Origin of the sequence: Candidatus Pseudomonas phytovorans (assembly GCA_029202525.1) — a bacterium.
GTDB lineage: Bacteria > Pseudomonadota > Gammaproteobacteria > Pseudomonadales > Pseudomonadaceae > Aquipseudomonas > Aquipseudomonas phytovorans.
This window is the reverse complement of the sequence record CP119325.1, coordinates 421871-441563: the sequence shown is the minus strand read 5'-3', so window position 1 is coordinate 441563 and position 19693 is coordinate 421871. Positions and strand designations below refer to the sequence as shown.

20 protein-coding genes are annotated in these 19693 nt (G+C 62.5%); 10 read left to right on the top strand and 10 right to left on the bottom strand.

Annotated features, from left to right (window positions below; genetic code table 11):
* The first annotated feature begins 7 nt into the window (after positions 1 to 7).
* From P0Y58_01850 to P0Y58_01840, 3 genes are read left to right on the top strand one after another with little or no spacing between them, the layout of a single operon-like run.
* Positions 8 to 1087: a COX15/CtaA family protein gene (locus P0Y58_01850; GenBank protein WEK30953.1), complete on the top strand. Its 1080-nt coding sequence runs from the start codon at positions 8 to 10 to the stop codon at positions 1085 to 1087.
* Positions 1072 to 1965, top strand: a complete 894-nt coding sequence (gene cyoE, locus P0Y58_01845; protein ID WEK30952.1) for a heme o synthase — start codon at positions 1072 to 1074, stop codon at positions 1963 to 1965. The genes P0Y58_01850 and cyoE overlap by 16 nt, the downstream gene beginning before the upstream one ends.
* On the top strand, positions 1962 to 2594 hold the full coding sequence (locus P0Y58_01840; protein ID WEK30951.1) for an SCO family protein: 633 nt from the start codon (positions 1962 to 1964) through the stop codon (positions 2592 to 2594). The genes cyoE and P0Y58_01840 overlap by 4 nt, the downstream gene beginning before the upstream one ends.
* 120 nt (positions 2595 to 2714) lie before the next feature.
* Here the strand turns inward: P0Y58_01840 and P0Y58_01835 are convergent, their stop codons facing one another.
* The 3 genes from P0Y58_01835 to P0Y58_01825 all read right to left on the bottom strand — a co-directional run bounded on the left by P0Y58_01835 (position 2715) and on the right by P0Y58_01825 (position 5228).
* Positions 2715 to 3485, bottom strand: a complete 771-nt coding sequence (locus P0Y58_01835) for a MetQ/NlpA family ABC transporter substrate-binding protein (GenBank protein ID WEK30950.1) — start codon at positions 3483 to 3485, stop codon at positions 2715 to 2717.
* 64 nt (positions 3486 to 3549) lie between these two features.
* Positions 3550 to 4221, bottom strand: coding sequence for an ABC transporter permease (locus tag P0Y58_01830; protein WEK30949.1), 672 nt, complete (start codon positions 4219 to 4221; stop codon positions 3550 to 3552).
* Positions 4221 to 5228, bottom strand: a complete 1008-nt coding sequence (locus tag P0Y58_01825; protein WEK30948.1) for a methionine ABC transporter ATP-binding protein — start codon at positions 5226 to 5228, stop codon at positions 4221 to 4223. Before P0Y58_01825 ends, P0Y58_01830 begins: the two co-directional genes overlap by 1 nt.
* A gap of 226 nt (positions 5229 to 5454) precedes the next feature.
* On the opposite strand from P0Y58_01825, the gene katE reads away from it, so the two are divergent.
* Positions 5455 to 7590 carry a catalase HPII gene (katE, locus tag P0Y58_01820; protein WEK30947.1) on the top strand — a complete coding sequence of 712 codons (2136 nt, stop codon included), beginning with the start codon at positions 5455 to 5457 and terminating at the stop codon, positions 7588 to 7590.
* Positions 7591 to 7751: 161 nt separating this feature from the next.
* Here katE and P0Y58_01815 read toward each other — a convergent pair whose 3' ends face one another.
* The 4 genes from P0Y58_01815 to zur form a co-directional block, all read right to left on the bottom strand.
* On the bottom strand, positions 7752 to 8459 hold the full coding sequence (locus P0Y58_01815) for a hypothetical protein (protein WEK30946.1): 708 nt from the start codon (positions 8457 to 8459) through the stop codon (positions 7752 to 7754).
* A gap of 127 nt (positions 8460 to 8586) precedes the next feature.
* The gene (gene znuB / locus P0Y58_01810; protein WEK30945.1) at positions 8587 to 9369 is read right to left on the bottom strand and encodes a zinc ABC transporter permease subunit ZnuB; all 783 of its coding nucleotides are present in this window, start codon (positions 9367 to 9369) and stop codon (positions 8587 to 8589) included.
* Positions 9362 to 10135, bottom strand: a complete 774-nt coding sequence (znuC, locus tag P0Y58_01805; GenBank protein ID WEK30944.1) for a zinc ABC transporter ATP-binding protein ZnuC — start codon at positions 10133 to 10135, stop codon at positions 9362 to 9364. The genes znuB and znuC overlap by 8 nt, the downstream gene beginning before the upstream one ends.
* On the bottom strand, positions 10132 to 10617 hold the full coding sequence (gene zur, locus P0Y58_01800) for a zinc uptake transcriptional repressor Zur (GenBank protein WEK30943.1): 486 nt from the start codon (positions 10615 to 10617) through the stop codon (positions 10132 to 10134). Before zur ends, znuC begins: the two co-directional genes overlap by 4 nt.
* An 18-nt stretch (positions 10618 to 10635) precedes the next feature.
* On the opposite strand from zur, the gene P0Y58_01795 reads away from it, so the two are divergent.
* On the top strand, positions 10636 to 11592 hold the full coding sequence (locus P0Y58_01795) for a zinc ABC transporter substrate-binding protein (GenBank protein ID WEK30942.1): 957 nt from the start codon (positions 10636 to 10638) through the stop codon (positions 11590 to 11592).
* A 111-nt stretch (positions 11593 to 11703) separates the two neighbouring features.
* On the opposite strand, the gene P0Y58_01790 is transcribed toward P0Y58_01795, so the two are convergent.
* Positions 11704 to 12654: a homoserine kinase gene (locus P0Y58_01790; GenBank protein WEK30941.1), complete on the bottom strand. Its 951-nt coding sequence runs from the start codon at positions 12652 to 12654 to the stop codon at positions 11704 to 11706.
* Between the two features lie 69 nt (positions 12655 to 12723).
* A complete protein-coding gene (locus P0Y58_01785) occupies positions 12724 to 13011 on the bottom strand; it encodes a DUF2782 domain-containing protein (protein ID WEK30940.1) in 288 nt (95 codons plus the stop codon).
* A 75-nt stretch (positions 13012 to 13086) separates the two neighbouring features.
* Between P0Y58_01785 and polA the strand changes: the two genes are divergently transcribed.
* The gene (gene polA, locus P0Y58_01780; GenBank protein WEK30939.1) at positions 13087 to 15834 is read left to right on the top strand and encodes a DNA polymerase I; all 2748 of its coding nucleotides are present in this window, start codon (positions 13087 to 13089) and stop codon (positions 15832 to 15834) included.
* 422 nt (positions 15835 to 16256) lie between these two features.
* On the opposite strand, the gene yihA is transcribed toward polA, so the two are convergent.
* The gene (gene yihA, locus P0Y58_01775) at positions 16257 to 16889 is read right to left on the bottom strand and encodes a ribosome biogenesis GTP-binding protein YihA/YsxC (protein ID WEK30938.1); all 633 of its coding nucleotides are present in this window, start codon (positions 16887 to 16889) and stop codon (positions 16257 to 16259) included.
* Positions 16890 to 17109: 220 nt separating this feature from the next.
* On the opposite strand from yihA, the gene P0Y58_01770 reads away from it, so the two are divergent.
* The 4 genes from P0Y58_01770 to P0Y58_01755 all read left to right on the top strand — a co-directional run bounded on the left by P0Y58_01770 (position 17110) and on the right by P0Y58_01755 (position 19685).
* Positions 17110 to 17385 (top strand): c-type cytochrome, encoded by a 276-nt coding sequence (locus P0Y58_01770; GenBank protein WEK30937.1) that lies wholly within the window; start codon positions 17110 to 17112, stop codon positions 17383 to 17385.
* A 31-nt stretch (positions 17386 to 17416) separates the two neighbouring features.
* A complete protein-coding gene (locus tag P0Y58_01765) occupies positions 17417 to 18034 on the top strand; it encodes a c-type cytochrome (protein WEK30936.1) in 618 nt (205 codons plus the stop codon).
* Positions 18035 to 18185: 151 nt separating this feature from the next.
* Positions 18186 to 18818, top strand: a complete 633-nt coding sequence (gene dsbA / locus P0Y58_01760; GenBank protein WEK30935.1) for a thiol:disulfide interchange protein DsbA — start codon at positions 18186 to 18188, stop codon at positions 18816 to 18818.
* A 12-nt stretch (positions 18819 to 18830) separates the two neighbouring features.
* Complete coding sequence (locus P0Y58_01755) at positions 18831 to 19685, top strand: endonuclease/exonuclease/phosphatase family protein (protein ID WEK30934.1); 855 nt, start codon at positions 18831 to 18833, stop codon at positions 19683 to 19685.
* Positions 19686 to 19693: the final 8 nt, after the last annotated feature.

The following is a 19693-nucleotide window of genomic DNA, read 5'->3' as shown; positions in this document are numbered from 1 at the left end:
GCCTGCCATGGCCAGACCTGGATTTCGCCTTGCTGTGTTTGCCACCCTGCTGGCACTGCTGGTCGTCCTGCTTGGGGCCTATACCCGCCTGACCCACGCCGGCCTCGGTTGCCCCGACTGGCCGGGTTGCTATGGCTTTATCAGTGTGCCCAAGAGCGAAGCGCAACTGGCCCATGCCGAGCTGCATTTCCCTGAGCACCCGGTGGAAGTAGCCAAGGGCTGGGCCGAGATGGTTCATCGCTACTTCGCCGGCACCCTGGCCTTGGTGATCGCGCTGCTCGCTTTCCAGGCTGTGCGCCGGCATGCCCGCGATGGCCAGCCTTATCGCCTGCCCGTGCTGTTGCTGGGCGTGGTATTGGCCCAGGCAGCTTTCGGCATGTGGACAGTTACCCTGAAGCTGTGGCCGCAAGTGGTCACGGCGCATTTGCTGGGAGGCTTCACGACGTTGAGCTTGCTGTTCCTGCTATCCCTGCGTTTATCCCGGGCGTTTGCGCCGTTACCCAAACTGCCGCTCAGTCTGCGTCGGATCGCTGCGTTGGCCCTGTTGGTGGTGATCGGCCAGATCGCATTGGGCGGTTGGGTCAGCGCCAACTACGCAGCGGTCGCCTGTATCGACCTACCGACCTGCCATGGCCAGTGGTGGCCGGCAGCGGACTTCAGTAATGGCTTTCACCTGACCCAGCACGTCGGCCCTAATTACCTGGGCGGCCAACTGGACAGTGATGCACGTACGGCCATCCACATCAGCCACCGGCTGGGCGCGTTACTGGTGACCTGCGTGCTGCTGATGCTCAGCTGGAAGCTGCACCGCTGCAGCCTCCCCGGCCTGGCACGGCTGGTGCTGCTGGCGCTGGCCCTGCAAGTGGGCCTGGGCATCAGCAACGTGGTGTTCCACCTGCCGCTGGCGGTGGCTGTTGCGCACAATGCCGGCGGGGCGATGTTGCTGCTGAGCATGGTGCTGGTGAACTACCGCATTCGCGTGGTCGACAAGGTTCGCGTGGGTGTCGGCCAGGGCTGGCGGCTGCGGCCAGTGGCCGGCGTGGGCATTTCCCATCACATGAGGAACGACTCGTGGCGACGCTTCTGAGCGCACGGCGGGCCAGCTGGCGCGATTACCTGGAGCTGACCAAGCCCAAGGTGGTGGTACTGATGCTGATCACTTCGCTGGCAGGCATGTTCCTGGCCACACGGGCGGGTGTCGGCTGGAGTGTGCTGCTGTTCGGCAACCTGGGGATCGCCCTGTGCGCTGGCGCTGCGGCGGTGGTCAACCATGTTGTGGACCGGCGGATCGATGCGCTGATGGCCCGCACCCAAAAACGGCCCCTGGCCCAGGGCCGGGTCGAGCCACTGCCGGCGCTGTTGTTCGCCCTGGCCCTGGCGCTGTTGGGCATGGCCATGCTGCTGGTGTTCACCAATGCCCTCACCGCCTGGCTGACGCTGGCCTCCCTGCTCGGTTATGCGGTGCTCTACACTGGCTTTCTCAAGCGCGCCACGCCACAGAACATCGTTATAGGGGGCTTGGCCGGCGCGGCCCCGCCGCTGCTCGGCTGGGTGGCGGTCAGCGGCCATGTCAGCGCCGAGCCCTTGCTGCTGGTGCTGATCATCTTCGCCTGGACCCCGCCGCATTTCTGGGCCCTGGCCATCCACCGCAAGGAAGAATATGCCAAGGCCGATATCCCGATGCTGCCGGTGACCCACGGCGAGCGCTACACCAAGCTGCATATCCTGCTGTACACCCTGATTCTGCTGGCGGTGAGCCTGCTGCCGTATGCCATCCACATGAGCGGCCCGCTGTACCTGGCCTGCGCCCTGGCGTTGGGCCTGCGCTTCCTGCATTGGGCTTGGGTGTTGTACCGTGGCAGCCGGCCGCACGCGGCGATCGGCACCTTCAAGTACTCTATCGGCTACCTGTTTGCGCTGTTCATCGCGTTGCTAATTGACCACTACCTGTTGCTGAACCTATGACCCGAACCCAGAAAACCGTCTTCATCCTCGTTGCCCTGGTCGCGCTGATCATGGGCCTGACCGTCAACAAGGTGCTCAATGGCCGCGACCAGCCCAACCCTACCGAGCTGATTGATGCGGGCATCATCCTGCTGCCGCAAAGCCGCACCGTGGCCGATGTGACCATGACCAACCAGGACGGCCAGCCCGTGCAGCTGGATGACCTGAAAGGCAAGTGGTCGCTGTTGTTCTTCGGCTACACCTATTGCCCGGACATCTGCCCGACCACCCTGGCCCAGCTGCGTCAGGTCAAGAGCGAGTTGCCCAAGGAAGCCGTCGACCGGCTGCAGGTGGTGCTGGTGAGCGTGGACCCGAACCGCGACACGCCGAACCAGCTGAAGCAGTACCTGGGCTATTTCGACAAGGATTTTGTGGGGGTGGCGGGGTCGATCGAAGATACCCAGAAGCTGGCCAATGCCTTGAGCATTCCGTTCATTCCGGCGGATACCAGCAAGCCGGGGTATACCGTGGATCACAGCGGCAACCTGGCGGTTGTGGGGCCGGACGGGCGTCAGCGCGGGTTTATTCGTGCGCCGTTCAATAACCAGAAGCTGGTGGCGCAGTTGCCCGGGCTTGTGAAGCGGGATTGATGGGGCTTTAAAAGCTTCGCGGGGCAAGCCCGCTCCCACAGGATTACCGTTAGCCTCGGGCTTGGCGATATCCCTGTGGGAGCGGGCTTGCCCCGCGAAGAATCCAGCGCGATATTCGGCTTAGAACGCCGGAACTACAGCGCCTTTGTACTTCTCGATGATGAACTGCTTCACCTCTGGCGAGTGCAGTGCAGCCGCCAGTTTTTTCATGTCTTCCGAGTCCTTGTTGTCCGGGCGGGCAACCAGGATGTTCACGTAAGGCGAGTCGCTGCCTTCGATCGCCAGCGCGTCTTTCTCAGGGTTCAGCTTGGCTTCCAGCGCGTAGTTGGTGTTGATCAGGGCAGCATCGACCTGGGTCAGCACGCGCGGGATGGTGGCTGCTTCCAGCTCACGGAACTTCAGGCTTTTCGGGTTTTCGGCAACATCCTTCACGGTGGACAGGATGTTCTTGTTGTCCTTGAGCTTGATCACGCCTGCCTTGTCCAGCAGCAACAGGGCACGGCCGCCGTTGGTGGCGTCGTTGGGGATAACCACGGTGGCGCCGGAGGACAGCTCGTCGAGCTTCTTGATCTTGGTCGAGTACACGCCCAGCGGCTCGATGTGCACGCCGGCTACGCTCACCAGGTGGGTGCCCTTGGCCTTGTTGAACTCATCCAGGTACGGCTGGTGCTGGAAGAAGTTGGCGTCCAGGCGCTTTTCGGCGACCTGTACGTTTGGCTGGATGTAGTCGGTGAATTCCTTGACCTTCAGCTCCACGCCCTCTTTCGCCAGTTGCGGTTTGACGAAGTTGAGGATTTCGGCGTGCGGCACCGGGGTGGCGGCAACGGTCAGGGTATCGGCGTGGGCCGAGAAGGCCGCGACAGCGGCAGCAACAGCAAGCAGCTTCTTCATCAATCACTCCTTGTGAGGGCCGCGACGGCCCCCGAACGGGTCGGCCGGGCCGACCCCATTGGGGTTACTTACGGGAAAAATGCACGACCAGTTTGTCGCCCACGCTCTGCAGTACTTGAACCAGTACCAGCAGTAGCACCACGGTCACTACCATCACATCGGTCTGGAACCGCTGGTAGCCGAAGCGGATCGCCAGGTCGCCCAGGCCCCCGGCGCCGACCACACCGGCCATGGCGGTGTACGACACCAGGGTGATGGCGGTGACGGTAATGGCCGCGAAGATACCCGGGCGGGCCTCCGGCAGCAGGGCGCTGGTGATGATCTGGCGAGTGGTGGCGCCCATCGACTGGGTGGCTTCGATGATGCCGCGGTCCACCTCACGCAGGGCGGTTTCCACCAGGCGAGCGAAGAACGGCGTGGCACCCACGACCAGCGGCGGGATGGCACCGGCAACGCCCAGCGAGGTGCCGGTGATCAGCACGGTGAACGGGATCATCACGATCAACAGGATGATGAACGGCAGCGAGCGCAGAATGTTCACCACCAGCGACAGCAGCGCATACACGCCCTTCTGTTCGAACATCTGCTTAGGCCCGCAGAGGAACAGCAGCACGCCCAGCGGCAGGCCCAGCAGCACGGTGAAGAACAGCGAGCCGAACAGCATGATCATGGTGTCGATGGTGGCCAGCCAGATTTCGGCCCAGTCGACGTTGGCAAAGAAATTCAGGGCGTCCATCAACGCAGTACCTCCATATGAACATCAGCTGCCTTGAAGCGGGCGAACGCCGCTTCCATGTCCCCGCCGATCAGGGCGAGTGTGAGCTGGCCATAGGGGACATCCTTGATGCGGTCGATACGCCCGGCGAGGATGCTGTAGTCCACGCCGGTTTCGCGGGCCACGGTGCCCAGCAGCGGCGCGTAGGTAGCGTCGCCCTGGAAAGTCAGGCGCACGATGCGGCCCGGCACGTGGGCAAAGTCGTCGCGCTGCTCGCCTTCGTCGACTTGCTCGTCTTCCTGGACGAAGCGTTTGGTGGTGGGGTGCTGCGGATGCAGGAACACATCGGCCACCGAGCCTTGCTCGACGATCACGCCGGCGTCCATCACTGCCACGCGGTCGCAGACACGGCGGATCACATCCATTTCATGGGTGATCAGCACGATGGTCAGCTTCAGCTCACGGTTGATCTCGGCCAGCAGTTGCAGGACCGAGGCCGTGGTTTGCGGGTCGAGGGCACTGGTGGCCTCGTCGCACAGCAGGATCTTCGGGTTGGTAGACAGCGCACGGGCGATGCCGACGCGCTGCTTCTGGCCACCGGACAGCTGCGCCGGGTACTTCTTGGCGTGGTCCGAAAGGCCCACGCGGGCCAGCAGCTCGGTGACACGCTTGTCGATCTGGCTGCGCGACAGCTCGCCGGCCAGGGTCAGTGGCAGGGCAACGTTGTCGGCGACGGTCTTGGAGGCCAGCAGGTTGAAGTGCTGGAAAATCATCCCGACCTGCTGGCGGAAGCCGCGCAGCTGGCTGGCGTTGAACGCGGTGACGTCTTCGCCGTCGACGATGATCTTGCCACCGGAAGGCTCTTCCAGGCGGTTGATCAGGCGCAGCATGGTGCTTTTTCCGGCGCCGGAATGGCCGATCAGGCCGAACACCTGGCCATCTTCGATGGTCAGGCTGGTCGGATTCAGTGCGGGGATTTCCCTACCGGCAACGCGGTAGGTTTTATGTACCTGTTGGAACTCGATCACGTAGCGAACCTTGTGGGGCGCATGAAATTTGGGTCAGCGGTTAGCTGGGGTCGCGCATTTTAGCCTTTTCCCTTAGCTGTTCTTAGCATTTATTTCGTAATGCACCAATCCATAGGGCATATCGCGACAACCGGTAATTCTGATTGAACGCTCGCCAAAGGCCTCCAGTCACTAGTTGAACAAGCCCGAAACGGGCACGCCTGAAGACTGATGAGGAGAGCCGACCATGCCCAGCAAGAAAACGGACGCGCCCAAGCACAGCGAGGCCGCCGGCACCCAGACCCCCGACAGGGCCAATACCAATGCCAAGTTGCAGAGCCTGGAGACCTTCCGCAGCGATGCCACGGGCCAGGCCCTGCGCACCAACCAGGGTGTGAAGGTGGCCGACAACCAGAACAGCCTCAAGGCCGGTGCACGGGGGCCATCGCTGCTCGAAGACTTCATCATGCGCGAGAAGATCACCCACTTCGACCATGAGCGCATCCCCGAGCGCATCGTGCATGCCCGCGGGACCGGCGCGCACGGTTACTTCCAGAGCTACGGTTGCCATGCCGAATTGACCAAGGCCGGCTTCCTGCAGGACCCGGAAAAGATCACCCCGGTGTTTGTGCGCTTTTCCACCGTACAGGGGCCTCGCGGGTCGGGTGACACCGTGCGTGATGTGCGTGGTTTTGCCGTCAAGTTCTATACCGATGAAGGTAATTTCGACCTGGTTGGCAACAACATGCCGGTGTTCTTCATCCAGGATGCCATCAAGTTTCCGGACTTTGTGCATGCCGTGAAGCCCGAGCCACAGAATGAAATGCCCACCGGTGGTTCGGCCCACGATACTTTCTGGGACTTCGTGTCGCTGGTGCCAGAGTCGGCACACATGGTCATCTGGGCCATGTCCGACCGCGCCATTCCGCGCAGCCTGCGCATGATGGAAGGCTTTGGCGTGCACACTTTCCGCCTGATCAATGCACAGGGTGTGGCCAGTTTCGTCAAGTTCCACTGGAAGCCGCGCCAAGGCGTGCATTCGGTGCTGTGGGACGAAGCGCAGAAGCTGGCGGGCAAGGACGCTGACTACCACCGGCGTGACCTGTGGGGTGCCATCGAGACCGGTGACTACCCGGAATGGGAGCTGGGCGTGCAAATCGTGCCCGAGGCCGATGAACACAAGTTCGACTTCGACCTGCTTGACCCGACCAAGCTGATCCCCGAGGAACTGGTGCCGGTGACGCTGCTGGGCAAGATGGTGCTCAACCGCAACCCGGACAACTTTTTCGCCGAAACCGAACAGGTGGCCTTCTGCCCTGGGCATATCGTGCCGGGTATCGACTTCACCAACGACCCGCTGTTGCAGGGGCGGTTGTTCTCGTACACCGATACCCAGATCAGCCGGCTGGGCGGGCCGAACTTCCATGAAATCCCGATCAACCGGCCGGTAGCGCCCAACCACAGCAGCCAGCGCGATGCCATGCACCGCATGACCATCGACAAGGGCCGCGCTGCCTACGAACCCAACTCCATCGACGGCGGCTGGCCGAAGGAAACACCGCCTGCGGCGCAGGATGGCGGCTTTGAGAGTTATCAGGAGCGCATCGATGCGCACAAGATTCGCCAGCGCAGCGAGTCGTTCGGCGATCATTTCTCGCAGGCGCGGCTGTTCTTCCAGAGCATGAGCCCGACCGAGCAGCAGCACATCATCAAGGCCTACAGCTTTGAACTGGGCAAGGTGGAGCGGGAGAGCATCCGCCAGCGGGAGGTGAACGAGATTCTCGCCAACATCGACCTGAAGCTGGCCGCAGCTGTAGCCGGGAATCTGGGGCTGCCTGCCCCCAAACAGGCAACGATCAAGGTTAAAGGCAGCAAACCTGCGCAATCCAAGGCGTTGAGCCAGATGAACCACCCCGGCGATGTGGGCATCAAGGGGCGCAAGATTGCGCTGCTGGTGGCCGATGGCGTGGATGCTGCAAGTGTCGACCGACTGGTGAAAGCGCTGGAGGCGCACAGCGCTCGGCCGATGCTGTTGGGGCCAACTTCGGCGCCGGTGAAGGCGGCGGATGGCAAGCAGTTACCGGTGGATGCGTCGATGGAGGGGATGCCATCGATCATGTTCGACGGGATTGTCGTGCCTGGTGGCAAGGCTTCAACGGATGCCCTTGCGGCCAGCGGGTTGGCCAAGCATTTCTTGCTGGAAGGCTACAAGCACCTGAAGGCGCTGGTGTTGACCAAGGACTTGGTCAAAGCGCTGGGGCTCAAGGAGGACAAGGGGTTGTTGCTGGGGGATGAGCAGAAGACTGTGGATGCTTTTGTCAAAGCGGTAGAGGGGCATCGGGTGTGGGAGCGGGAGGCTGCCGCGGAATCAATTCCCGCCTGATAAGGCCCTTTCGCGGGTAAACCCGCCCCCACAAGAGTCAGCCAGAATGCGGTCATTGTGGGAGCGGGCGTGCCCGCGAACACGGGCGAAGCCCGTGCCATCCACCGCGTTGCCTTCTTCGCGGGCACGCCCGCTCCCACAGGTACTGCGCAGGTTTCGGGTCAGCGCTGATGCGGTACCAGAACCACCTGCGCCGGCAGCGAGCGCTGGATTTCGTGCTTCTGCTTCAAATCGAACCCGCTGTCGATCTTGCGCACGCGCTTTTCCAGCAAGGTCTTGAGCCAAGGCGCATCCTCGGTGCGTGGCACCTGGAACACCACTTCGCAGTCATAGCTCACCACATCGGCAGCAATGTCATCGAGCTGGCGACGCATGGCGCGGCTGTCAGTGGTCTTCAAGGCCACTACAGTGCTTGGTGCGGTCGGGTCGATGATGCGTGCCTTGGGCTTGGCTTCGGCGGCTTTCAAGGCAGCTTCTGCCTTTTCGAGCTCGGCCTTGCGTGCCTGGGACAGGGGATCGCCACCGGTCACTGCCGGGGCTTGCGGCATCAGTGCGCGGGCACGGGCCAGGGCCGTCGCTGCAGCATTCACATCACCCTTTTGCAGGACGATCTGGCTGCGTTGCAGGTAGGCCTCGGCCAACTGACGCTGGTATTGCTCCAGGCGCGCGTCATCCGGCGACTGGGCCTGCAGGGCTGCCAGCTGGTCTTCAGCGGTAGCCAGCTCGTTGCTGGCAATGTTTTGTTGCAACTGCTGCCAGGCATCAGCTTGGACAGGCGCGGTGGCCTGTTCGACCGGCGCGCTTGAGCAGGCAGCCAGGAACAGGGAAAACACGGCAACAAGCAGATAACGGGAGGCGAACGGCTTCATTCCTGCGACTCTCTATTTGCGCAAAAAGCGAGCAAGTCTACACCCAGGTGCGCACGCTCGAAAACAGGTCTTACAGACCCTTTACCCGGCAAAAGGTTGCAAGGCGTGCCAGCACACGCCCTGTTTATCAGCGTTTTGGCAGGGCCAGGCTCAGCAAGAATAGCACCGCGGCGCAGACCACGATCGACGGCCCGGCGGGCGTATCCTTGAACCACGACATGGCCAGGCCGCCGCACACGGCGGTCACACCCAGCAGGCTGGCGCCCAAGGCCATCTGCTCGGGTGAGCGGGCGTGACGCTGCGCCGCAGCGGCGGGGATGATCAGCAGCGAGGTGATCAGCAGCACGCCGACAATCTTCATCGCCACGGCAATCACTACGGCAATCAGCAACATCAGCGCCATGCGCAGGCCCGCCACCGGCAGGCCTTCGACTGTGGCCAGTTCTTCATGCACGGTCACCGCCAGCAACGGCCGCCACAGCGCGGCCAGCAGCAGCAGGACCAACGCGCTGCCACCGAGGATCCAGGCCAGGTCGGTGGTGCTGATGGCCAGCAGGTCACCGAACAGGTAGGCCATCAGGTCGATGCGCACGTCGTGCATGAAACTCAGCACCACCAGGCCCAGCGACAGGGTGCTGGGGGCGAGGATGCCGAGCAGGGTGTCGGAGGCCAGTGGCTGGCGTTGCTGCAAGGTCACCAGCAAGATTGCCAGCAACAGGCAGCCCACGGTAACCGCCAAGGCCGGGCTCACATCGAGCACGAAACCCATTGCCACGCCCAGCAGCGCGGCATGGGACAGGGTGTCGCCGAAGTACGCCATGCGCCGCCACACCACGAACGAGCCGAGCGGGCCCGCTACCACTGCCAGGGAAAGACCCGCAAGCAAGGCGTAAAGAAGAAAATCAGCCATGCTTGCAGTGCTCTCCGTGAACATGTGCGTCGGGGGCGACGACCGAGCCGTGCAGGTCGTGGCTGTGGTCGTGATGGTGGTGGTAAACGGCCAGGCTTGGTGCGTTCTGGCCGAACAGCTCGACGAAAGCCGGGTCGTTGCTGACTTGCTCCGGGTGGCCCGAGCAGCAGACGTGGCGGTTCAGGCACACCACCTGGTCAGTGGCGCTCATGACCAGGTGCAGGTCGTGGGACACCATCAGCACCCCGCAACCGTGGCGGTCGCGCAGGCGGGTGATGAGGTTGTACAGCTCGGTCTGGCCGACCACATCCACGCCTTGTACCGGCTCGTCGAGCACCAGCAACTGGGGCTCGCGCAGCAATGCGCGGGCCAGCAGCACACGCTGCATCTCCCCACCGGAAATGGTCTGGATCGGGCTGTCGATGACCTGCTCCGCGCCCACTTCTTGCAGCGCCGACACGGCTGCCGCACGGTCTACGCCGGGTACCAGGCGCAGGAAACGCAGCACCGAGAGCGGCAGCGTGGCATCTACCTGGATCTTTTGCGGCATGTAGCCAATGCGCAGCTTCGGCTTGCGCCATACCTTGCCGCGGTGCGGCTTGAGCAGCCCGAGCACGGCGCGCACCAAGGTAGTCTTGCCCGCCCCGTTGGGGCCGATCAGGGTGACGATCTGGCCGGGTGCGACCGACAGGTCGATGCTGTCGAGCACTGCCTCACCGCCAAAGGTGACGCCGACCTGCTCCAGGCGGATCAGCGCGTCGCTCATGCTGCGCTCCGGCAGCTGCCGCACAGGCCGACCACTTCCACGGTCTGGGTTTCGACGGTGAAGCCTACGCCTTTGGCGCTGTTGATGATGGCTTCGCTGATGCTGCTCTGTTCCAGTTCGATGGCCACGTGGCATTCGCGGCAGATCAGGAACTGGCCCTGGTGCACGTGCTCGGGATGGCTGCAGCCGATGAAGGCGTTGAGCGACGCGATACGGTGCACCAGGCCGTTTTCCAGCAAGAAGTCGAGCGCACGGTACACCGTAGGGGGCGCGGCGCGGCGGCCATCCTGCTCGCTGAGCACGGCGAGGATGTCGTAGGCGCCCAGCGGCTTGTGGCTTTGCCATACCAGCTCCAGCACCCTGCGGCGCAGCGCAGTAAGGCGCAGACCCTGGCGGGTGCACAAGGCGTCGGCTTCAGCCAGTGCGCTGTGTACGCAATGGGAATGATCGTGAGGACGGTTGGCCAGCGGCGTGATGGACATGGGCAGCGACGGTTCTGGATGGAGACGTTATTATGTTACCTGTTTCTGACGACTCGAGTATCCACCGTGTCCCGATTCCTAGCTCTGTTTGTCGCTTTCATCGCATTTTCCGCCCAGGCCGATGTGCATGTGCTTACCAGTATCAAGCCCCTGCAGCAGATTGCCGCCGCCGTGCAGGATGGCGTTGGTAGCCCTGACGTGTTGCTGCCGCCAGGCGCCTCGCCGCACCACTATGCATTGCGCCCCTCCGATGTGCGCCGGGTAGGTGATGCCGACCTGCTGTACTGGATCGGCCCGGACATGGAGAACTTCCTGCCGCGGGTACTGGGCAGCCGCAGCAAGCCCACGGTGGCCGTGCAGTCGCTGACTGGCATGAAGCTGCGTCATTTTGGCGAGGACAGCCATTCCCATGAGGAAGCAGACCACGACGATCATGACCACGATCACCGTCCAGGCAGCCTGGATGCTCATTTGTGGTTATCGTCGGTCAACGCACGGGTAATCGCGGCAAAAATGGCGGCTGACCTGGCTCAGGTCGACCCGGCCAATGCGGCCCGCTACCAGAGCAACCTGAAGGCCTTCGACGAGCGCCTGGACGCACTGGATGCGCGGATCAAGGCACGGGTGGCTGGTATTGCCGACAAACCGTACTTCGTGTTCCACGAGGCGTTCGACTACTTCGAGGCGGAGTATGGCCTGAAGCACACGGGTGTGTTCAGCGTGGCATCCGAGGTACAGCCGGGGGCGCAGCATGTGGCGGCCATGCGTAAGCGCCTGCAGGAAGTTGGGAAGACCTGCGTATTCAGCGAACCGCCACTGCGACCGCGCCTGGCCGAGACCCTGACGGCCGGCCTGCCAGTGACCCTGGCTGAGCTGGATGCCCTGGGCGGTACCGACCCGGTGGATGGCAAGGGCTATGAGCGCTTGCTGGAGAAGCTGGGTGGTGATCTGGCTGGGTGCCTGGAGCAGTTGTAAGCCTGTACCGGCCTCTTCGCGGGCACGCCCGCTCCCACAGGTACATCGACAACCTTGAGGTTTGTGTGATCCCTGTGGGAGCGGGCGTGCCCGCGAAGAAGCAGACGCGGTCTAGAGAGCGAACGGCAAGTGCAAAGCCACCTGCTGGCGCTGCGCCAGGCGCACTTCGAACTCGCCCGGGTCATGGATCATCACATCCATGCCGGCAAACGATTCCGCCGCAATCAGGCGCGACAGCCAGAAGCGCACACACCCTACCCGCAGCATTTCCGGCCATAGCTCGGCCTCGGCCGCAGTGAACGGCCGCAGTGCCGCATAGGCTGCCAGAAGTGCCTGGGCACGCGGTACATCCACTGCGCCCTGCTCATCCAGGCACCAGTCGTTCACGGTGATGGCGATGTCATACAGCATCGGCCCCGAGCAGGCGTTGTAGAAGTCGATCACACCGGTCAGGTGGGTGCCTTCGAACATCACGTTGTCGCGGAACAGGTCGGCATGCAGGTTGGCCCGCGGCAATGCCAGGATCTGCGCTTTGTGTGCGCCGATTTCGTCCAGCGCCGGCTGCAGCAGCGCTGCTTGCTCGGCGCTCAGGCGCGGCAGCAGATCTGCACCCGAGGCCAGCATCCAGTCCAGACCTCGGTCGGTCTTGCGCTCGATAATGTGCTCGCGGGTGGCCAGGTGAATGTGGGCCAGCAGCTCGCCAACCTGGGCGCAGTGCTGGTTGTTCGGCGCCTTGATGTGCTTGCCCGACAACCGCGGCTGCAGCAGCGCCGGCTTGCCGCACAACTCGCGCAGGCCGTTGCCGTCGCGGTCACGAATGGCATAGGGCACCGGCATGTCGGCCGCGTGCAGGGTGTCGAGCAGTTCGATGAAGAACGGCATGTCCTCGCTGGGCCCACGCTCGATCAGCGTCAGGACGAACTCCCCCTGTTCGAGGCTGACGAAAAAGTTGCTGTTCTCGGTGCCGGCGGCAATGCCCTGGAAGTCGAGCAGACGGCCCAGCTCGTACGGCGCCAGAAAGGTTTCCAGCTCAGGCCGGGTCACGGGGGTGAAGACTGACATGATGAAAAATTGCCCATACGGGCACTTCCGCCGGGAAGTGCCGGGTTGATGTGAACGGTGCGCGTCAGATTACCACTCAAAGATCTTCCAGGACGGAATCAGCATGTCCGGCTGGTCGGATCGAATGAAATTGGCATCAGTACCATCGGCGCGTACCAGGAAATAAGGCTTGCCGTTTTTCGGCGTGATCTTGATCGCATACAGGAACCCGTTCTGCCGGTACTCCTGGATGGTTTTGTCGCCTTCCGTGCGAATGGTCACCTCGGGATCGGCCGAGGGGGCGTCGTCCGCCGCCAGGGTGACGACTGGCGTGGTTGCCAACAGGCCGAGCAGTAACAGGCGATTGAGTGTACGCATGATAACCTAGTCCCTTTGTCGTCAATGATTCTGGCTATTCTAGCGCCGGACCCGTCGAAAAGGTTGATTCTGCTCATGAGCCAAGCCCCCCTCGTCCTGGTGGACGGTTCCTCCTACCTGTACCGCGCCTTCCACGCGCTGCCGCCGCTGACCACGTCCAAGGGCATGCCGACCGGTGCGGTGAAGGGTGTGTTGAACATGCTCAAGAGCTTGCGCAAGCAGTACCCCGACAGCCTGTTCGCGGTGGTGTTCGACGCCAAGGGCGGTACCTTCCGCGATGCCATGTTCGCCGAGTACAAGGCCAACCGCCCGAGCATGCCTGACGACCTGCGGGTGCAGGTCGAGCCGTTGCATGCCAGCGTGAGGGCACTGGGCTACCCGCTGCTGTGCGTCGAGGGTGTCGAGGCCGACGACGTCATCGGTACCCTGGCGCGCAGCGCCGCCGCCAAAGGCCGCCCGGTGATCATCTCGACCGGTGACAAGGACATGGCGCAGCTGGTAGACGGGCACATTACCTTGGTCAATACCATGACCGGAAGCGTACTGGACGTGGCTGGCGTGCATGAGAAATTTGGCGTCGGCCCGGAGCACATCATCGATTTCCTGGCCCTGATGGGCGACAAGGTCGACAACATCCCCGGCGTGCCGGGCGTGGGCGAAAAAACCGCCGTGGGCCTGCTGACCGGTATTGGCGGCGGCCTTAGCGACCTGTATGAAAACCTGGACAAGGTCCCGGCACTGGCCATCCGTGGCGCCAAGACCTTGCCAGCCAAGCTTGAGGAGCACCGGGACGCGGCGTTCCTGTCCTACGAGCTGGCCACCATCAAGGTCGATGTACCGCTGGATGTCGAAGTGGATGCGCTGGTGTGTGGTGAACCAGACCGCGAAGCGCTGCAGGCGCTGTACACCGAGATGGAGTTCAAGAGCTGGGTTGCCGATGTGCAGCGTGATGCCGCCAGGGCGGGTCATGAGGTTGCGCCCGTCGAGGAGCCCGCGGCCAAGGTCGAGCCGAAGTACGAAACCATCCTCGACCAGGCCCGTTTCGATGCCTGGCTGGAAAAGCTGCGCCAGGCGCCGCTGTTCGCCTTCGATACCGAGACCACCGGCCTGGACGCCCAGAAGGCGCAGCTGGTGGGCCTGTCTTTCGCGGTCGCGGCCCATGAGGCAGCCTATGTGCCGTTGGCCCACGACTACGAAGGTGCACCGGACCAGCTGGACCGCGAGGCCGTATTGCTGGCACTGAAGCCGCTGCTGGAAGACCCGGCCAAGGCCAAGGTCGGGCAGAACGCCAAGTACGACATCAACATCCTCGCCAATGGCTCGCCCGCCATCGAAATGCGCGGCGTGGCCTACGACACGATGCTTGAATCGTACGTGTTGAACTCCACCGCCACCCGTCACGACATGGATAGCCTGGCGCAGAAGTACCTCGACCACACCACCGTCACGTTCGAGCAGATTGCCGGAAAGGGCACGAAACAGCTGACCTTCAACCAGATCAACCTGGACAAGGCCGGCCCTTACGCAGCTGAAGACGCCGACATCACCCTGCGCCTGCACCAGGCGCTGCAGGCCCGCCTGGCGCAAACGCCGAGCCTGCAGCCGGTGCTGATGGACATCGAGATGCCGCTGGTGCCGGTGCTGGCCAAGATCGAACGCCAGGGCGCACTGGTCGATGCCGCACTGCTGCACGTACAGAGCGGTGAACTGGGCGTGAAGATGGCTGAACTGGAGCAGCGTGCCTACGCGCTGGCCGGTGAGGAATTCAACCTTGGCTCGCCCAAGCAGCTGGGTTCGATCCTTTACGACAAGCTGGGTATGCCGGTGCTGAGCAAGACCGCCAAGGGCCAGCCATCCACCGCCGAGGCTGTGCTCGACGAACTGGCCGAGCAAGGTTACCCGCTGCCTGAGGTACTGATGCAGTACCGTAGCCTGAGCAAGCTAAAGAGCACCTACACCGACAAGTTGCCGGGGCAGATCAATCCACGCACCGGGCGTATCCACACGTCGTACCAGCAGGCTGTAGCCGCCACTGGACGGCTGTCGTCGAGCGACCCGAACCTGCAGAACATTCCGATCCGTACCGCCGAAGGCCGGCGTATCCGCCAGGCGTTCATCGCCAGCCCAGGCTATAAGCTGCTGGCGGCGGACTACTCGCAGATCGAGCTGCGCATCATGGCCCACCTGGCCAAGGACGAAGGCCTGCTGCACGCCTTCCGTAACGACCTCGACGTGCACCGGGCCACGGCAGCGGAAGTGTTCAGTGTTGCCCTGGAGAACGTCACCACCGACCAGCGCCGTAAGGCCAAGGCCATCAACTTCGGCCTGATCTACGGCATGAGCGCCTTTGGCCTGGCCAAGCAGATCGGCGTTGATCGCAAGCAGTCGCAGGACTACATCGACCGCTACTTCGCCCGCTACCCGGGCGTGCTGGCCTACATGGAGCGCACCCGCGCCCAGGCCGCCGAGCAGGGCTTTGTCGAAACCCTGTTTGGCCGCCGGCTGTATCTGCCAGACATCAACGCCAAGAACCCGGCCTTGCGCAAGGGCGCCGAGCGTACTGCGATCAACGCGCCGATGCAGGGCACGGCCGCCGACATCATCAAGCGGGCCATGGTCAATGTGGATAACTGGCTGAGCGAGAGCGGGCTGGATGCCCGGGTGATCCTGCAGGTACACGACGAACTGGTACTTGAGGTGCGCGAGGACCTGGTGCAGCAGGTGAAAGATGAAATTCGCCAGCACATGAGCCGAGCTGCGGAACTGGATGTGCCGCTGTTGGTGGAAGCAGGAATTGGTGCGAATTGGGACGAAGCTCACTGATTGAGCCGGGAAAGCTGTGTAGGATCGGCGGCGTAGTGACGCGGATCCTGGCACCGCTCAGTGCCATTGGTGCTGAAGTTTCATGAAACTATCGCAAATAGTTTTCAGGGCTTCGGAACTAAACCGGTGAAGCGGAACTCAGAGTTACTGAATGGCTGGTGAAGCCCTTCGATGCTCCTATGTTGTGTTAAGTGTTGGCAGATATCTGGACCCCGCCCTAGCGGTCCGGACTTGGACCCCGAACTTCCCCCTCCCCATACGAAGTCCGGGGTTTTTTTTGCCCGGAATTTGACCCGCAGGCGTTGTAGTTCCTCTTGTGGGAGCGGGCTTGTCCCGCGAACACCGGCAACGCCGGTGCCATCCACCGCGTCGCCTGCTTCGCGGGACAAGCCCGCTCCCACAAAAGCGGGGTGTGGCAGGCATTAGGCCACTGGCTTGTCTTCCAGCTCCATCCAGCCCGCCAGCACCCGGTAGGCATCTTCCACGCCCTGGCGCTTGGGTGCCGAGAACAGCTGGATGGTCGCAGCATCGCCCCAGCCTTTGCGGATTTCGGCCTGTACTTTAAGCAAGGTGTTCTTGCCCGCGCCGTGGGTGAGCTTGTCGGCTTTGGTCAGCAGGATGTGCATCGGCATGCGGCTGGCCTTGGCCCAGTCGAGCATCATCTTGTCAAAGTCGGTCATCGGGTGGCGCACGTCCATCATCAGGATGATGCCGCGCAGGCACTCACGGCTACCCAGGTAGGCTTCCAGGTGTTTCTGCCAGTGCTGTTTGAGCGGAATCGGCACTTTTGCATAACCGTAGCCCGGCAGGTCGACCAAACGCCGTTCATCGTCCAGACTGAAGAAATTCAACAGCTGGGTGCGCCCCGGAGTTTTCGAGGTACGCGCCAGGCTGGCATGAGTCAGGGTGTTGAGGGCGCTGGATTTGCCGGCGTTTGAGCGGCCGGCAAAAGCCACCTCGTAACCCTGGTCGTCCGGGCATTGTTCGACCTTGGCTGCGCTGAGGGCGAATGTGGCTTTCTGGCAGAGGCCGAGGATGGGGTTCTTGACTTGCATGGGATATCCGATGTGGGTGTTGCCAAAGCCTAGGCTGGCAAGCGGTGTCGTTTCCGTTTGGCTGACAGAAGTATATAATGCCCCAGTTTTTGTGTGCCCATTCTCCCAGCGAAGGAGAGCGGGCATGGGGTGCCGAACTATAGCTTGCGCATTAGAACGCAGCGCGTCCCCCAACCCTGTCAGGTCGTTTCGCTGGGCGAAATGGCTGCTAGCTGTCGGTATGTTCCTGCCGTATTTCAGCGCACAGGCTACACAGGATCCCAAGGCGTTGTACAACCGCACGTGTGCGGCCTGTCACGCCGGGCAGTTGCCACAGGCGCCCAGACAGGGTGACCGGGCAACGTGGGAGCCAAGGCTGGCGCAAGGCATGGACGTACTGGTGAAGCACGTGACCCAGGGTTTCAAGGCTATGCCGCCGCGTGGATTGTGCATGGACTGCAGTGCCGAGGACTACCGTTTGGTCATCCTTTGGATGAGCGGCAGTCCCGATACATAACATTTCACCCTTAGCCGTGTTGGATTAGCTGATGAACAAACTAGTCGTGAGTCTGCTGTTGACCCTGGGTGTCGCAGGTGCGGCCACTGCTGCGCAACCTGTCAAAGGCGATGCCGCCGCCGGTCAGGCCAAGACAGCCGTCTGTGGTGCCTGTCACAACCCCGACGGCAATAGCCTGGCGCCGAACTTCCCGAAACTGGCCGGCCAGGGCCAGCGCTACCTGGAAAAACAACTGCACGACATCAAGTCGGGCAACCGAACGGTGCTGGAGATGACCGGCATGCTGGCTGCGTTCAGCGACCAGGACCTGGCCGATATTGCCGCCTACTTCGCCAGCCAGAAAGGCAGCGTGGGTGCCGCTGATCCCAAGCTGGTCGACCGTGGCCGTGCGCTGTTCAACGGTGGCGACCTGGAAAAAGGCATGCCTGCCTGCACCGGCTGCCATTCGCCGAACGGCGGGGGCATCGCTTTGGCCGGCTTCCCGCACCTGAGCGGGCAGCACTCGCAATACGTAACCAAGCAGTTGACCGAGTTCCGCGAGGGCGTACGGACCAACGATGGCGACGCGATGACCATGCGCACCATCGCCGGCAAGCTGAGCAACCACGATATCGAAGCGTTGGCCAGCTACATCCAGGGCCTGCATTAACTTTCAGTTAATGTTGTAGGCCAATGATGAAAGGGCGGCTGGGCTGCCCTTTTTTCCGTGCGCAGCCGTTACACTACAGAACTCGAGCCCTTCCCGGCCTGTCTCAGTACAGGGCGCGTCGTGGCGACCCATGAATGCTCAGGAGTAAAGCATGCGTAAACTGATTCTCAGCGCTGCGCTGGTCGCCGCCAGCGTATTTGGTATGACTGCCGTTCAGGCCGCCGAGCCTGTTGCCGGCAAGGAATACATTGAGCTGAGCAACCCTGTTCCGGTTTCCGTGCCTGGCAAGGTCGAAGTGGTCGAGCTGTTCTGGTACGGCTGCCCACATTGCTACCACTTCGAGCCGGTCATCAACCCATGGGTCGAAAAACTGCCCCAGGATGTCAACTTCAAGCGCATACCGGCCATGTTCGGTGGCCCATGGGACGCACACGGCCAGATGTTCCTGACCCTCGAAGCCATGGGCGTCGAGCACAAGGTGCACGCCGCGGTGTTCGACGCCATCCAGAACCAGCACAAACGCCTGACTGACCCGAAGGACATGGCTGACTTCCTCGCCACCCAAGGTGTGGACAAGGACAAGTTCCTCGCCACGTTCAACTCTTTCGCCATCAAGGGCCAGGTCAACCAGGCCAAGGAACTGGCGAAGAAGTATGAAATCACCGGCGTACCGAGCATGGTCGTCAATGGCAAGTACCGCTTCGACCTGGGCACCGCAGGCGGGCCGGAAGGGGTGCTGAACGTCGCCGACCAGCTGATCGACAAGGAGCGCGCCGCCAAGTAGGCGGCGTAACCCATGCCCCGCTTTAGAACCACGCGTGGCATTGGCCTGCACCAGCCGCAGGTCAACGAGCATCACCTGCAGGCCTCTGGCCTGCCCGAGGATGGTCGCCTGCGGCTGCTCAGCTTCAATATCCAGGTGGGCATCAGCACCGAGCGCTACCGGCATTACCTGACCCGCAGCTGGCAGCACCTGCTGCCGCACAACGGGCGTGCCGGCAACCTGCAGAAAATCGGTGAGTTGCTGAGCGACTTCGACCTGGTGGCCTTGCAAGAAGCCGACGGTGGCAGCCTGCGTTCAGGTTATGTCAACCAGGTCGAGCACCTGGCTCATCTTGGCGCCTTCCCCTACTGGTACCAGCAACTCAACCGCAATCTCGGGCGTTTCGCCCAGCACAGCAATGGCGTGCTTAGCCGCCTGAAGCCGCAATTGCTCGAAGATCACCCGTTGCCCGGCCCGGCCGGCCGCGGGGCGATCCTGGTGCGTTTCGGTGAAGGCGAAGATGCGCTGATCGTGGTGATGATGCACTTGGCGCTAGGCGCCAAGACCCGCGCCCTGCAATTGGGCTACATCCGCGAGCTGATTGGCGGTTACCGCCATCAAGTGCTGATGGGCGACATGAATACCCATGCCACCGACCTGCTGGAGCACTCGCCACTGCGCGATCTGGGCCTGGTCGCCCCGCAAGTCGAAGCGACCTTCCCTAGCTGGCGACCGCAGCGTTGCCTGGACCATATCCTGCTCAGCTCAAGCCTTACGCTGGAGCGTGTCGAGGTGTTGGCGCGGCCAATTTCCGACCACCTTCCCGTTGCTGTCGAGATTCGATTGCCTGATGCATTGACTGTGGATACGCTGCCGGTCTTGAGCTAATTGCCATC

Coding starts and splice junctions, on each gene's coding strand:
- P0Y58_01850 (WEK30953.1), top strand. CDS start 8: ATGGCCAGACCTGGATTTCGCCTTGCTGTGTTTGCCACCCTGCTGGCA.
- P0Y58_01840 (WEK30951.1), top strand. CDS start 1,962: ATGACCCGAACCCAGAAAACCGTCTTCATCCTCGTTGCCCTGGTCGCG.
- P0Y58_01835 (WEK30950.1), bottom strand. CDS start 3,485: ATGAAGAAGCTGCTTGCTGTTGCTGCCGCTGTCGCGGCCTTCTCGGCC.
- P0Y58_01830 (WEK30949.1), bottom strand. CDS start 4,221: ATGGACGCCCTGAATTTCTTTGCCAACGTCGACTGGGCCGAAATCTGG.
- katE (WEK30947.1), top strand. CDS start 5,455: ATGCCCAGCAAGAAAACGGACGCGCCCAAGCACAGCGAGGCCGCCGGC.
- P0Y58_01815 (WEK30946.1), bottom strand. CDS start 8,459: ATGAAGCCGTTCGCCTCCCGTTATCTGCTTGTTGCCGTGTTTTCCCTG.
- znuB (WEK30945.1), bottom strand. CDS start 9,369: ATGGCTGATTTTCTTCTTTACGCCTTGCTTGCGGGTCTTTCCCTGGCA.
- znuC (WEK30944.1), bottom strand. CDS start 10,135: ATGAGCGACGCGCTGATCCGCCTGGAGCAGGTCGGCGTCACCTTTGGC.
- zur (WEK30943.1), bottom strand. CDS start 10,617: ATGTCCATCACGCCGCTGGCCAACCGTCCTCACGATCATTCCCATTGC.
- P0Y58_01795 (WEK30942.1), top strand. CDS start 10,636: ATGGAGACGTTATTATGTTACCTGTTTCTGACGACTCGAGTATCCACC.
- P0Y58_01790 (WEK30941.1), bottom strand. CDS start 12,654: ATGTCAGTCTTCACCCCCGTGACCCGGCCTGAGCTGGAAACCTTTCTG.
- P0Y58_01785 (WEK30940.1), bottom strand. CDS start 13,011: ATGCGTACACTCAATCGCCTGTTACTGCTCGGCCTGTTGGCAACCACG.
- polA (WEK30939.1), top strand. CDS start 13,087: ATGAGCCAAGCCCCCCTCGTCCTGGTGGACGGTTCCTCCTACCTGTAC.
- yihA (WEK30938.1), bottom strand. CDS start 16,889: ATGCAAGTCAAGAACCCCATCCTCGGCCTCTGCCAGAAAGCCACATTC.
- P0Y58_01770 (WEK30937.1), top strand. CDS start 17,110: ATGTTCCTGCCGTATTTCAGCGCACAGGCTACACAGGATCCCAAGGCG.
- P0Y58_01765 (WEK30936.1), top strand. CDS start 17,417: ATGAACAAACTAGTCGTGAGTCTGCTGTTGACCCTGGGTGTCGCAGGT.
- dsbA (WEK30935.1), top strand. CDS start 18,186: ATGCGTAAACTGATTCTCAGCGCTGCGCTGGTCGCCGCCAGCGTATTT.
- P0Y58_01755 (WEK30934.1), top strand. CDS start 18,831: ATGCCCCGCTTTAGAACCACGCGTGGCATTGGCCTGCACCAGCCGCAG.